Raw genomic sequence first — 13,492 nt, 5'->3', positions numbered from 1 at the left:
AAGCGAGCGAATGGTCAGTTGAGCGGCAAGCTGCCAACGTAGGTCAACTGGTCGCGGGTGTTGAAGTTCATCACCTGCATATGCTGCGGCTCAGGTATCTGGCCGCTGATTGCTGCCATGATATCGGGGTGCGTCACCAGAACCAGCAGGTTTTTGCGGTTGTACTCCAACCTGGTGATCCAGTTTTTCAGCTGGATCGTTTGCAGGGTGCTGATAACCTGGACGTCATCCGGAAATTCATTCAGCAACGCCAGCTCATGTACATAGCCCAGCCCCAGGCGTGTGGCGGTCTCCAATGCAGGGCACCATTGGCTCGAGTAGGTCAGCGCCTTGTGAATGCCGTTACGGCGCAGGGTGTTATAAAAACGTCGGGCAAGTACCTCGCCATGTTCAGTCAGATTAAAGCGCTGGTAACACTCGGCTGTATTTGTGCTGCCTGGGCGTTGATCGCCATGTGCTTCGGCCGTCGGTATCAGCAAAACAAATCCTGGTGACTGCTTCAGGCTGTCCCACAGCAGCTGGTTGATCAGCTTTTGTTCATATTGATCCGATGCTTCCACTTCTTCCGCCGCCGCTGCTTGTTGACTCAGGGCACCCCAAAGTACCAGAGCCAGCAATGCCAGCAGTGAGGCAAGGCGTTGCTGTGAATAAAAAGAAACGGATATAAACGGACAAATATGGCTCGGGGTCATAACGGACTTTTCGTTGCTCGGACAGTCCTGCTACTTTATGCGGATGCAGCGATGACGTCACCCGACTTTTTCATGTGTGGGCTATTAGCGATGACGCTGGCAACGATTGTTGGCCGTTATCCCACTGCCTGTGGGGTGTTGTTCAATGGATATACAGTTTGCCCGCCACTACCAGGCTGCCATTCGAATTTTTTCTGATAACAACCAGATCGCCAGAGCGAGTGTGTATGCCCGTTATGGCGGTGATATTAGCCTGATGTGTTACCAGCAGTACCGGCGTGGTGAGCGGCTGTTGCTGAATCCATTGCTCCAGAGCATCTGGTTGTGATGACTGGGCGTCGTGGCTGTGAGGGCGTTTGTCGAGTGCTGCCAACGGCGTGGGAGTGCCCAGATCAAGCAGCCGGGCGGTTTCCTGGGTCCGGCACCAGTGGCTGCTATAAAGCTGTACGTCGGTGATATGGTGCTGGCGCAAGGCGTCACCAATGCGGCGGGCATGATCTTTCCCCTCGTTGGAGAGGTTCCTTTGGGTGCTGCAATCGGTCAGGTCGAAGTTGGCTGGGTCACCAAATCCGGGGGCACGAGCGGAGCGCATCATCAACAGATAGCCGGGCTGCTGTAATTGCTGCCACAGTTGGTCGGGGCTCAAGGACGGTTCTGCCTGCAGTTTGAGCGGTAAGCAGAACAGTAGCACCAGTACCAGTATGGCGACTTGTGGTGTGCTGAGGTTGAGGTGTTGGCGCGGAGAGATACAGTAGAGTCTGTTCAGAAAGGTCATGGTTGATTCCTTGCCAGTGCAGCGTCAGTGAATAAGCCAACGACGCTGCCCGCAAGAACGTTGCGTTGATCAGCGGCGGTAGCGTTTGGTCAGATCGCCATAGGCATCTACTCGACGATCGCGAAAGTAGGGCCAAATGCGTCTGAGTTGTTCGGTACGATCCAGGTCGATGCTGGCCATCAATACTTGTTCGGTACTGGCGTCTGCCTGGGCCAGAAACTCCCCCTGGCCACCACAGATAAAGCTGTTGCCCCAGAACTGGATGCCATCGGTTACCGCTGTCGGATCGGCTTCGTGGCCAACCCGGTTAATTGCGACCACCGGCAGGTTGTTGGCCACCGCATGGCCGCGTTGTACCGTGATCCAGGCGTCGGTCTGACGGGTGTTTTCATCGGCCTGTTCCGTCGGGTCCCAGCCAATGGCCGTAGGGTAGATCAGGATGTCGGCATCGGCCAGAGCCATCAGTCGGGCCGCTTCCGGATACCATTGATCCCAACACACCAGTACTCCCAGTTTACCGATAGACGTTGCAATAGGATGAAAACCCGGTTCATCGGCATCGCCGGGGATAAAATAATATTTTTCGTAAAAGCCGGGGTCGTCGGGAATGTGCATCTTGCGGTAAAAACCAGCCAGCTCGGCCGAGCCATCAAAAACCAGTGCGGTGTTGTGGTAAACGCCCTTGCCACGGCGCTCAAAAATGGAGCCAACGATCACCAGTTGCAGTTCGGCTGCCAGAGCGCCGAGTCGTTGGGCGGTTGGGCCGTCGATGGTTTCTGCAAGGTCAAAGACGTCGGCGGCCTGGTGCTGGCAGAAATACGGCCCGGCATGCAGTTCTTGCAGGCACACCAGTTGTGCCTGTTGGGCGGCGGCGTCACGGATCAGTTGCTCGGTGCGGTCCAGGGTGGCGGCTTTGCTGCCGTGCCAGGCTTGCTGGATGGCAGCTACCGCGAGCAGGGATGAATCAGACATGGCTGGTCTCCTGATGAAGTTGCATGGTCAGGCAGTGTAACGAACCGTACTGCTCAACAATGGGACGACAGTTGATCGGGTGCACCCAATGATTGGGAAAAGCCTGCATGATACGTTCAACCGCGATAGTGTCTTCTGCGACGCCGTACACGGGCAGCAAAACAGCGTGGTTGATAATCAGGAAGTTGGCGTAGGTGGCGGGCAGGCGCTCGCCATCGGTGTTGCGTATCGGACTGGGGAGCGGCAAGGGAATCAGCTGGTAAGGCTTGCCATTGCGTTGGCGCAGAGCCTGCAGTTCCTGCTCCATGGCGTGCAGGGATTGATAATGGTCATCGGACTGCCGAGCCTGACAGTAGGCGATGCTGGAAGGGGTGCAGAAGCGTGCCAGGGTATCGATATGGGCATCGGTGTCATCACCCTCCAGGTGGCCATGCTTGAGCCACAATACCCGGTCAATGCCGAGATCTTCAGCCAGTCGTGACTCGATCATGCCTTTGGTCAGGGTCGGATTGCGGTTCGGGTTCAGCAGGCAGTTTTCTGTCGTCAGCAGAGTACCCAGACCATCGGTTTCGAGGCTGCCACCTTCCAGAATCCAGTCGCTGGCGGTCAGTGGTGTCTCGCCATAAGCGCCCAGTTGCTGCAGTGTGGCGCTGATCTGGTTGTCGTGGTGGTGGTCGTATTTGCCACCCCAGCCATTAAACAGGAAATCCACCAGCGTCAGCTGGTCATTGTGGTAGACGCTGACCGGGCCGTGGTCTCTTGCCCAGGTGTCGTTGTTGTCGGCTCGAAATACCTGTACTGGGGCGTGGTTCTGGTAAAGGTGGCGCAGGCGACTGGCATCCTGATCCGAGCCACAGCTGATGATGACCTGTTGCTGCTGGCTGATACAGGCCACCAGCGCGTGGAAAACCGGTTCAATACGGGGCAAAAAGGGTGCCCAGTCACTGCTTTTGGTGGGCCAGGTCAGTTGTACGGCAGATTGTGGTTCCCATTCGGCGGGCATGCGTTTCTTCAATGACGGATTCTCTTGGGTGACTGCCACGGCGGGCAACAAGCAAACAGGGCTGAACTCTGGCGGTTGGCCGGGTTCTCAGTGGCGCGATTATCGCAACTTTTGCGGTCGGGTACAGGGTGAGATTCGCCTTTGTCGCCGGTCTCGGGCAAACTTGCGCCTCTCTGAGTGGCAGCCGCGCCTTCAGATGTCTTTCGGGTTACAGGAACAGATTAATTATGTCGTTGTCTCCGGGCAGTTTGCCACTGGGCATTGGGTTGCGTTATTTGTCGGCCAAGCGCCGCAATCACTTTATTTCGTTTATTTCGGCGTCTTCCATGGTCGGTATGACCCTGGGGGTGGCGGTGTTGATTCTGGTGCTGTCGGTGATGAACGGTTTTGATCGGGAGTTACGGCAACGCATTCTGGGGATGGTGCCTCATGGCGTGCTGTATGAGGCCGGTGGTATTCAGGACTGGCAAGCGCTGGCGGCTCGGGTCGAGCAATTCCCCGGCGTTGAAGCGAGTGCACCGCTGACACGACTGCAGGGCATGATGGGAGTGAATGGTCGGGTCAAGGGGGTGATGGTCACGGGGGTCGCTCCAGAGGCTGAGTCACGAGTGTCGATTTTGCCTGATCATATGACCGCCGGCTCAATCACCGATTTGCAGCCCGGTGAGTATGGGGTGCTGCTGGGTGATTTGCTGGCTCGCAGCCTCGGTGTGGTGGTCGGTGACAAGCTGACCTTGATGCTGCCGGAAGCGACCTTTAGCCCGGCGGGGGTGATTCCACGGGTGCGGCGATTAACGGTCGTTGGTTTGTTTTCTGTGGGTGCGGAACTGGATTCCAATCTGGCGGTGGTGCATTTGCAGGATGCCGCCAAGCTGGGGCGTTTGGACGGTGAGGCCAAGTCGTTACGCATCAAGTTTACCAACTTGTTTGATGCCCCGGATTTGATTTGGCAGCTGGTCAATAATCTTGACGGCCGTTATTCCGGCAGTGACTGGACCCGCACCCAGGGAAATCTGTTTTCAGCCATCCGCATGGAAAAGACCATGATTGGTTTGCTGCTGCTGATTATTGTGGCAGTGGCCGCGTTTAATATTATTTCGACACTGGTGATGGTGGTGACTGACAAGCAAGCCGACATTGCCATTTTACGTACCATGGGTGCCAAGCCGCGTACCGTTATGGCGATCTTTATGGTGCAGGGGTTATCGATCGGTATTGTGGGGGTGTTGCTTGGCACCGTGTTGGGTGTGATGGCGGCGTTGTCTATTTCGGATCTGGTCGCTTGGGCAGAAAAATTATTTGGTTTTCAGATTCTCAGCTCCGATGTGTATTTCATCTCATATTTGCCGTCCCAGTTGCTGTTGAGTGATGTTGCGGTGGTGGTATCGGCATCGTTACTGTTGAGTTTTCTGGCCACTCTCTATCCATCCTGGCGCGCGTCCCGGATTCAGCCTGCGGAGGCGTTACGTTATGAATAATCCGATTCTGGTGGCGAAGGGGTTACGCAAGACTTACACCAGTGGCCCGCAGTCGGTCACCGTCTGGAAACAGGTGGATATTGAGCTGGCCGCCGGTGAAACCCTGGCGATTGTGGGGTCGTCCGGCTCTGGCAAAACCACCTTGTTGAATGTATTGGGTGGGCTGGATTCTCTGGATGAAGGGCAGGTACTGTTGGGGGGAGAAGATGTTCATGCGCTGGATGAAGCAGCCCGTACCCGTTTACGTAACCAGAGCATTGGTTTTGTGTATCAGTTTCACCACCTGTTGCCGGAGTTTTCGGCGCTGGAAAACGTGATGTTGCCGCAGCTGCTGGCTGGCGTGGCGACGGCGGCTGCGGAACAACGGGCGCGGGAGTGTCTGGAGCGTTTGGGAATGGCGTCGCGCTGTGATCACAAGCCATCGGAATTGTCCGGTGGTGAGCGACAGCGAACTGCTATTGCCCGGGCGATTGTCAATCGGCCAAAGCTGGTGCTAATGGATGAGCCGACAGGAAATCTTGATCAGCAAACCGCGGCCCAGGTTGAAGCTGTGATGTTGGAGTTGATTAAACAGGTGGATACCGCGTTTGTACTGGTAACCCACGACGAATCATTGGCGCGGCGTATGGACCGGTGTTTGCGGCTGAAAGAGCAGACGCTGGTATCCGTGGACCCGGTGATGGGCTGATATCAAGACTGATCGTTGCTGTTGCGGCGATCGTCGCTGTCCTGTTCCGGAGATTGGTTGTGATGCTCGTGGTGGCCGGTTACCACCTCTTTGACCACTTTTGGTACTCGGGCGGCGCGTTTTTTCCAGTTGTCCCAAACATGCTTGCGCCAACTCCAGTCAACAATAAAATAACTGGCGACACCCAGCACGATCCCGGTGGTCAGTGACCCAACGATCAGCGGTTCCCAGACCTGGGTCAGCTCAGTAAGCACCCAGTCCAGTGATAGCTCAATATGAAATTCTCGTGAGGGTGTGTTGAGAATCCAGGTGCCAAAGAGATAGGTCGTGTAAAAAATAGGGGGAATGGTCAGCGGATTACTGATCCACACCAGCCCCACAGAAATCGGCATATTGGCATTGGCATAAAAAGCAATCAGGGCGGCAATGCCCATTTGAAATGGTAACGGCAGAAACGCAGCAAACAGCCCGACCAAAAAAGCTCTGGCCACTGAACGACGATTCAGGTGCCATAAATTCGGTTTGGCGAATAGCGGGGACAGGAACTGCAGTGACTTGTTGGTCTGGACCTGTTCCGGTGTCGGAAAAATGCGTTTGAGAAGTTTCTTTGGCATGAGAGCCGCCGTTGCTTGAATGCGCGGCGATTATGCCGATTCTGCCAGGGAGTGGCAATGCAACATCTATGTGTCGCGGCGGGTGCCGGCATCATTCTTGGGGTTATGGTTCCCTGGAGTGGTCTTTTTTTCGCGATAATCTGGATTCTTCTATGGCTTCTGCAGCGGACGAGTCATTCGTGTCGTACTGGAATAACGGTTCGCTGGCTGGTTGCGCTGGCCGTGATGTCATTCGCCAGTATCTATGGCCAACTCTGGTTGTCTTTGCAGCTCCAGCACCGCTTGCCTGCGTCTTTGGATCGTACCGATGTCGAGCTGGTGCTGGAGGTGATCGCCCGGGAAGGCGATAGTCTGCAAGCGGTATCGAGCCATGCCTCCACGTCACCAGCCGCCGATAAAAACAGACATGACAAACCGGCTGATGGTTATCAGAAAGTTACCGTTGCTGTAATACAGCAGCATCCGCTGGATGGCTTGGCTGGAGATCAGCAGTTGCCGCCATTACGACGTCTGGTCCTGGGTTATTACCAGGCCGAACCTGTGTTGCAGGTGGGCGATACACTGCGCGCCCAGGTCCGTTTGCGAGCCATTCGGGGGTTTGCCAATGGCTTGCCCTTTGATTATGAAGCCTGGATGTTGCGCCAGGGCATTGATGGCCGTGGTTATATCCGCTCGATTGCGGCCTCTGGTATAGCGATAGATAACGCAGCACCAGAGGTGTCCTTGCTGACACAATGGCGGCAGTACGGTCTGGAGCGACTGCAGCATATTCCCTCAGCGTCTGGCCGCCGCTGGGTAGCAGGCCTGGTATTTGGTATTCAGGATGCGTTCAGTCCGCGACACTGGCAATTGGCCCGGGATAACGGCACCTTGCATCTGTTGGTGGTGAGTGGCCTGCACTTGGGTTTGGTCGCTGGCGTGTGTGGTTTGCTGATGGGTCTGGTTGTCCGCTTGTTGGCACCTGTGTATGAAATAAATGCCGGGCGACGCTTGTGGGGCAGCGGCATATGGATCGCTACGGTGTGTCTTGTGTATGCGCTGTTGGCCGGGGCGGGCATCGCGTTGCAGCGGGCCTGGATTATGTTGCTGGTTGTGTTGCTGGTGATGGGCTTGCGCCGTCGACTGGCACCGGTGGCCGCGCTGTCTTATGCCTTTGTCATTGTACTGCTGGTCAATCCCCTGATGTTTACCTCCGCAGGTTTCGGTTTTTCGATGATGGCAGTGGCGTCCTTGTTGTTATTTCTGGGCGGCCGACGGGTTAATCTGTGGCAGGGATTATGGCTGCCACAATGGCTGGTATTTCTGGGCTTGTTACCCTTGATGCTGTGGTGGGGGCAGGCGGTGGGGTGGGTGCATTTACTGTGTAACGCAATTGCTATCCCTGTACTGGGGCTGGTGATGTTGCCACTGTCATTTTTGTTGCTGGTTTGGCCTGTGGACTGGGCTGTCGCTGCAATGGAACAGCTGGATGCTATCTGGTGGCTCGGATTGGAGCAGGCGCTTGAGTGGCCCTTGCCGGTTGTAACGTTTCTGCCCGACACGATATTGGCTGCAGTGCTGTTGTTGATGCTGCTGGTGTATTTGGGGTTGCGGCCCGGGTTGTCCTTTCTGGTCATAAGTGTGGCGCTGGCGGTGGTGTTTTCTCCCCGGGGTTGGCATGCACCGGCCCCGCCGCAGGTACGCTTGCTGGATGTGGGGCAAGGGCAGAGCTTGGTGGTCAGTGCCGGCGGCAAGGCATTGGTGTATGACCTGGGTGCTTCATTTGGTCCTGAATTCAGTGCTGCCGAATTTATGCTGTTGCCATCTTTGCGGCGTCTGGGGAATCCTGCAGTAACCGACCTGGTGCTGAGTCACAGCGATTCGGATCATGCTGGCGGTCTGAATATCTGGTTACAACAGCGAGCCAACAACGTCAGTGGTTTTAATGGCCATAACGCGCGTATCTGGCTGGGTCAGCCGCCAGCCGCTTATCGTCCCTTGATTCGGGATGCCGGGCTGACGTGGCCCCTGGCGTCGGTGCAAACCTGTCATGGGGACGATCGCTGGCGTTTATGGTCTGTGGATGTTCCCACCACCGCGTCGACAGGTTTTGTCGAGCCGATGGCTGTGCGTTTTCGTTTCTTGCGTACGGCTGAACACCTTCACGATAACGACAATGATGCCTCTTGTGTGCTGCAGCTTGAGTGGTTCGGGCGGCGGGTTCTGGTACCCGGGGATATTTCCCGGCTGGCGGAGCAGGCATTGGTCGCACGTTATGGCAGCGAGTTGCGCTCCGATGTGCTGGTTGCGTCCCACCATGGCAGTGCCAGTTCCTCCTCCCGGTTGTTTTTGCAGCAGGTTGCGCCAGGGCAGGTGTGGATTTCTGCCGGATTCAACAACCGTTACCGGCATCCATCGACCAGCGTGATTGAGCGCCTGGAGCGTCTGGGTATCCCCTGGCTATCCACCATTGATCGTGGCGCAATCCGTATGGATCAGACCGGTACGGTGACGGCTGTCCGGGATGGCTGGGCACCGCCCTGGCGTCAACTCTGATGCCGGTGTTACCGGTGATATCCGCTGGTTGGATAAAAACTGTTCGATTCGGCTGTGGGCAATGCTCTGTCGGAGATGTGACAGGGGTTTCAGGCTGTTGTGATGGTGGTGGCGATGGTCTTATGCAAGCTCTGGGCTTGTGCTAGAGTAGCGCGCAAATTGACTTATGGAGAGACTGTGCATGTTTGAGATCATCCAGAGCGGTGGTTGGATGATGGTACCAATCATTCTGTGTTCGGTACTGGCATTAGGCATCAGCGTTGAGCGTTTCTGGACGCTGCGTGTAGTACAGGTTGCGCCTCCTGATTTGTTGGCCAAAATCTGGTCATGGATGAAAAACAAGCAGTTGAATGCCGAGCGTATTCGCGAACTGCAGGAGTCTTGCCCGCTGGGACGGGTGCTGGCTGCCGGGCTGGTAAATTCTCGCCATGGTCGTCAAATCATGAAAGAGAGCATCGAGGAAGTGGCTTCCCAGGAAATTCATATTCTGGAGCGCTATCTGAATGCCCTGGGCACCGTGGCCGCGGTTGCACCGCTGCTGGGTTTGCTGGGTACGGTGATCGGTATGATCAAGGTGTTTTCGGAAATCATGATCCAGGGCACCGGGCAAGCCAGTGTACTGGCCGGTGGTATCTCCGAGGCGCTGGTGACAACCGCGGCCGGGCTGATGATTGCGATACCCGCGCTGGTGTGTCATCGCATGTTGCAGCGTCGAATCGATGACATTGTGGTGTTTATGGAGCAGGAATCCATCAAGCTGGTCGATGTTCTTCATGGTGATCGGGAAGTGGTAGATAATTCAGAGGCCAGTCAGTGAATTTCAAACGCCAGCAGCGAGAAGAGGTGGCGGTTAACCTGACGCCTCTGATCGACATTGTTTTTTTGTTGCTGATCTTTTTTATGGTGTCGACCACCTTTACCCAGGAAAGCCACCTGAGTATCGATTTGCCTGAAGCCGCTGCCAGTGACAAGGCTGTACCAGCGGCATCGATCGAGGTCGTGGTCTCTGCCACCGGCGAATATTCCGTCAATGAACAGCAGCTGATCAATCAGCAGCTGGAAACCTTGAAACGGGCGATTTTCAAGGTGCTTGATGGCCGCAAGACCGCGCCACTGATTATTACTGCCGATGCCAACGCGACACATGCATCGGTCGTCAAGGCGATGGATGCAGCGGGGCAGTTGGGATTGGTTAATATCAGTATTACCACCAGGCAGCCAAGCAATGGCAGTTGATCCTGAGCGTAATCCGGCGGACAAGGCACTGAAACAGCAAGACGTCAAAACACTCTACAAGCGCCTGTTACGTTATGTCTGGCCTCACAAGGGCGCATTTCTGATCAGTGTGCTGGGGCTGGCATTATACGCCTCGGCACAACCGGTACTGGCACATTTGATGGGCCTGGTTGAAGAAACGTTACGTGACCCGACCGAGCAGAAAATCCTGCTGTTGATCGGCTTGCTGATGGGGACGTTCTTTTATCGGGGTGTCGGTACGTTTCTGGGCAAGTATTTTATCGCCATTGTCGGCCGTAACGTTGTTCACTCCTTGCGGGTTGAACTGTTTGGTAAAATGACGCGGCTGCCAAGTGCCTTTTATGATGGTGAATCCAGTGGCCGCCTGATCTCCAGGGTCACCTTTGATGTGGATCAGGTGTCGGGGGCTTCAACCAGAGCCCTGACGACATTGATCCAGGAAGGTCTGACGGTCATTTTCCTGATGGGCTACCTGATTTATCTGGATTACACCCTGACACTGGTGTTTCTGGTGCTGGTACCGTTTATTGTTGCGGTGGTCGGGCTGGCGAGCCGGTTTTTCCGCCGTTACAGCCGCCGGGTGCAGCAGTCGGTAGGGGATGTCACCCAGGTCACTAACGACAGCATCAAGGGCTATCGCGAAGTGCGTACCTTTGGTGGTGTTGACTATGAACGCAGCCGGTTTACTGCCGCCAGCGAATACAATCGCAAGCAGGCGCTCAAGTTTGAGCTGACCAATGCCATCAGTGTGCCACTGACCCAACAGATCGTATCAATCGGGTTGGGGGTGATGATTTTTGTCATGTTCCAGCGCGTGGCTGCCGGCTCCATGACCAGTGCAGACTTTTTCCAGTTTATTACTGCTGCTTCCCTGATTGCCAAGCCATTGCGGGCGTTGACCGATATCAATGCCATGGTGCAGCGCGGCCTGGCCGCCGCAGAGTCCATCTTCACGGTGCTGGATGCGGATGAAGAGCGCGATACCGGCACCCAGACAATCGATCGGGCCAATGGCACCATGTCGCTGGAAAACGTGGTCTTGCAATATGCCGGAGCGGCGGAACCTGCGGTTAAATCGGTGAGTCTCGATATCACAGCGGGCACCTCGGTGGCGATTGTTGGTAAATCGGGCAGTGGCAAAACCAGTTTGGTGAACATGCTGCCTCGTTTCTATGATGTCAGTGACGGCGTTATTCGTCTGGATGGTATTGATCTGCGGGATCTGACTCTGGACAGCTTGCGGCGGCAAATCGCCATTGTCGGCCAACAGGTCACTTTGTTTGACGGCTCGGTGCGTGACAATATTGCCTATGGCCGGGCCGGGCAGTATACCGATGAGCAGGTGCTGGCGGCGGCGCGAGCTGCCCATGCGGATGAGTTTATCGAGCAATTGCCCAACGGGTACGATACCCGCCTGGGTGAAAATGGCGTATTGCTGTCCGGCGGCCAGCGTCAACGTATTGCAATCGCCCGGGCGATTCTGAAGGATGCTCCCGTGCTGATTCTGGATGAAGCCACCTCGGCACTGGATACCGGTTCCGAGCGCCATATTCAGGCCGCCATGGAAGAGGTCATGAAAGGGCGCACCACCTTTGTTATTGCCCATCGCCTCAGTACGATTGAACATGTCGACCGGATTCTGGTAATGGACAGCGGGCGCGTGGTTGAAGACGGTACGCATCTGGAGCTGTTGGAGCAGGGCGGCATCTACTCGCAGCTGTATCTGATGCAGTTCGGCTCGGAAGGCAAGCATGTCTGACGGCGTAAAGCAGACCAATGGCCTGGCGCGCTGGATCGAGCGCCACTGGTACCGGTCGCCGTTATTCAATATCTGGCTGTTGCCACTGCAAGGGCTGTTCTGGCTGGCCGTTACGTTGCGGCGCTTTTTCTATGCGCTGTTGCCACCCCTGTCATCGGCGGTCCCTGTGATCGTGGTGGGCAATATCAGTGTGGGTGGTACTGGCAAAACCCCTCTGATCATCTGGTTGGCTAATCGCGCCCAGGAAATGAATATGCGTGTTGGCATTGTCAGTCGTGGTTATGGCGGTGAGACGGATAACTACCCTTTGGAAGTGCGGCAAGATACCTCTGCCAGTGAATGCGGCGATGAGCCAAAATTACTGTTTGAGCGCCTGGGATGCCCCGTGGTGGTTGATCCTCAGCGCAAACGGGCGGTTGACTATCTGGCTGGCAAGGTCGACCTGGTATTGAGTGATGATGGCCTGCAGCATTACGCCATGGCACGAGTCGCCGAGCTGGTTGTTGTTGATGGCGAACGGGGTTTTGGTAACGGCTGGTTATTACCTATCGGGCCATTACGTGAACCTGAAACCCGGCTCGACAGTGTCGATCGGGTGATTGTGAACGGCAAGGATTTCGTGCTGCAACCGTTGGCGATGATTAATGCGATCACGGCTGAGCGTATGGATCTGCTAACCTTGGCGAATGAAGAGGTTCACGCCGTCGCGGGGATTGGCCACCCGGAACGGTTTTTCAATACCTTGCGACAGCTGGGCCTGACACCCCTTGAACACCCGTTTGCGGATCATCATCCTTTTACTGCGAATGATCTGGCTTTTGACGATAACAAGCCGGTGGTGATGACCGAAAAGGACTGGGTAAAATGCCGGTCCTTTGTAACTGAAAATTGCTGGTACGTACCGGTGGATGCAGTGCCTGACCGTTCTACCCGGCAGGCTCTGGATACCTTGCTGACAACCTGGGGAGAGAAATACCATGGATAAACAACTACTGGCGATGCTGGTATGCCCACTGTGCAAGGGCAAGCTGAAATACGATGCTGAAGCACAAGAATTGTTATGCACTTTCGATGGCCTGGCTTTCCCTATTGTTGATGGTGTGCCGGTTATGCTGGAAGGTGAAGCTCGCCGTCTGTCGGTTGACGAAAAGCTCGACAAATCCCAATCAGCCACGACTGCCCAGCCATAATGACCGTGACGGCTACACCACAACTGTCGGTGTTATTTGTTTGCCTGGGTAATATTTGTCGTTCACCGACCGCTCACGGCGTTTTCCAGAAAATGGTGGATAACGCCGGATTATCCGATCGAGTGCGCATAGACTCAGCTGGTACGGCTGCCTGGCATATCGGCAAGTGTCCGGATTCGCGGGCAATCAGTGCCGCGGCTGGCCGCGGGTATAACCTGTCGGTACTGAAAGCACGGCAAGTGATCGCTGAAGACCTGCAGGTGTTTGACTATGTGTTAGCGATGGACAGTGCCAACCTGGTCGAATTGCAACAGCTCGCCAGGGAACAACAAGGCTTACAGACTGATGGCGCTATAGTGACAACGCCATCCCGGTTTTTACAGTTTGCGCACAATACTCCATTGCTGGATGTGCCGGATCCGTATTATGGCGGAGATGATGGCTTCGACCAGGTGCTGGACATGGTTGAAGATGGCTGTCGAGGCTTGCTGGCAGAGATTCGACGGCAGTCAGGGCTTGTCTCTTGATT

General features: G+C 55.6%; 14 protein-coding genes. 9 read left to right on the top strand and 5 right to left on the bottom strand.

The genetic code is table 11. The features are described 5' to 3' along the window. Positions 1-14 precede the first annotated feature (14 nt). The 4 genes from Q4551_RS02710 to Q4551_RS02695 form a co-directional block, all read right to left on the bottom strand. A complete protein-coding gene (locus Q4551_RS02710) occupies positions 15-692 on the bottom strand; it encodes a hypothetical protein (protein ID WP_303431651.1) in 678 nt (225 codons plus the stop codon). A 142-nt stretch (positions 693-834) separates the two neighbouring features. Then, positions 835-1,467 carry a histidine phosphatase family protein gene (locus Q4551_RS02705; protein WP_303431649.1) on the bottom strand — a complete coding sequence of 211 codons (633 nt, stop codon included), beginning with the start codon at positions 1,465-1,467 and terminating at the stop codon, positions 835-837. Positions 1,468-1,536: 69 nt separating this feature from the next. Then, positions 1,537-2,439 (bottom strand): carbon-nitrogen hydrolase, encoded by a 903-nt coding sequence (locus Q4551_RS02700; protein ID WP_303431648.1) that lies wholly within the window; start codon positions 2,437-2,439, stop codon positions 1,537-1,539. After that, entirely contained in the window at positions 2,432-3,454 is a 1,023-nt protein-coding gene (locus tag Q4551_RS02695) for an agmatine deiminase family protein (protein WP_303431647.1), read from the bottom strand. The genes Q4551_RS02700 and Q4551_RS02695 overlap by 8 nt, the downstream gene beginning before the upstream one ends. Before the next feature lie 215 nt (positions 3,455-3,669). Here Q4551_RS02695 and Q4551_RS02690 point away from each other — a divergent pair, with 215 nt between their 5' ends. Together Q4551_RS02690 and Q4551_RS02685 are read left to right on the top strand one after the other, a co-directional pair. Then, complete coding sequence (locus Q4551_RS02690) at positions 3,670-4,920, top strand: lipoprotein-releasing ABC transporter permease subunit (protein ID WP_303431646.1); 1,251 nt, start codon at positions 3,670-3,672, stop codon at positions 4,918-4,920. After that, the gene (locus Q4551_RS02685; protein ID WP_303431645.1) at positions 4,913-5,608 is read left to right on the top strand and encodes an ABC transporter ATP-binding protein; all 696 of its coding nucleotides are present in this window, start codon (positions 4,913-4,915) and stop codon (positions 5,606-5,608) included. The genes Q4551_RS02690 and Q4551_RS02685 overlap by 8 nt, the downstream gene beginning before the upstream one ends. A gap of 2 nt (positions 5,609-5,610) precedes the next feature. Here Q4551_RS02685 and Q4551_RS02680 read toward each other — a convergent pair whose 3' ends face one another. Next, on the bottom strand, positions 5,611-6,222 hold the full coding sequence (locus Q4551_RS02680; protein ID WP_303431644.1) for a DUF2062 domain-containing protein: 612 nt from the start codon (positions 6,220-6,222) through the stop codon (positions 5,611-5,613). Between the two features lie 57 nt (positions 6,223-6,279). Here Q4551_RS02680 and Q4551_RS02675 point away from each other — a divergent pair, with 57 nt between their 5' ends. The 7 genes from Q4551_RS02675 (at position 6,280) to Q4551_RS02645 (ending at position 13,490) form a co-directional block, all read left to right on the top strand. Beyond that, positions 6,280-8,757, top strand: coding sequence for a DNA internalization-related competence protein ComEC/Rec2 (locus Q4551_RS02675; protein ID WP_368501355.1), 2,478 nt, complete (start codon positions 6,280-6,282; stop codon positions 8,755-8,757). Between the two features lie 181 nt (positions 8,758-8,938). Beyond that, positions 8,939-9,574, top strand: a complete 636-nt coding sequence (locus tag Q4551_RS02670) for a MotA/TolQ/ExbB proton channel family protein (protein ID WP_303431643.1) — start codon at positions 8,939-8,941, stop codon at positions 9,572-9,574. Beyond that, on the top strand, positions 9,571-9,993 hold the full coding sequence (locus Q4551_RS02665) for a biopolymer transporter ExbD (protein ID WP_303431641.1): 423 nt from the start codon (positions 9,571-9,573) through the stop codon (positions 9,991-9,993). The genes Q4551_RS02670 and Q4551_RS02665 overlap by 4 nt, the downstream gene beginning before the upstream one ends. Next, positions 9,983-11,773 carry a lipid A export permease/ATP-binding protein MsbA gene (msbA, locus tag Q4551_RS02660; RefSeq protein ID WP_303431640.1) on the top strand — a complete coding sequence of 597 codons (1,791 nt, stop codon included), beginning with the start codon at positions 9,983-9,985 and terminating at the stop codon, positions 11,771-11,773. The genes Q4551_RS02665 and msbA overlap by 11 nt, the downstream gene beginning before the upstream one ends. Further along, positions 11,766-12,758, top strand: a complete 993-nt coding sequence (gene lpxK / locus Q4551_RS02655; protein ID WP_303431638.1) for a tetraacyldisaccharide 4'-kinase — start codon at positions 11,766-11,768, stop codon at positions 12,756-12,758. The genes msbA and lpxK overlap by 8 nt, the downstream gene beginning before the upstream one ends. Next, positions 12,751-12,963, top strand: a complete 213-nt coding sequence (locus Q4551_RS02650) for a Trm112 family protein (protein WP_303431637.1) — start codon at positions 12,751-12,753, stop codon at positions 12,961-12,963. Before lpxK ends, Q4551_RS02650 begins: the two co-directional genes overlap by 8 nt. Further along, positions 12,963-13,490: a low molecular weight protein-tyrosine-phosphatase gene (locus tag Q4551_RS02645; RefSeq protein ID WP_303431636.1), complete on the top strand. Its 528-nt coding sequence runs from the start codon at positions 12,963-12,965 to the stop codon at positions 13,488-13,490. The genes Q4551_RS02650 and Q4551_RS02645 overlap by 1 nt, the downstream gene beginning before the upstream one ends. The last annotated feature ends 2 nt before the right edge of the window (positions 13,491-13,492 follow it).

The organism is Oceanobacter sp. 5_MG-2023, assembly GCF_030548165.1.
Classification (GTDB): Bacteria; Pseudomonadota; Gammaproteobacteria; order Pseudomonadales; family Oceanobacteraceae; genus Oceanobacter.
Note: the sequence above shows the minus strand (reverse complement) of the source record. Positions and strands in the feature narration are given on the sequence as shown.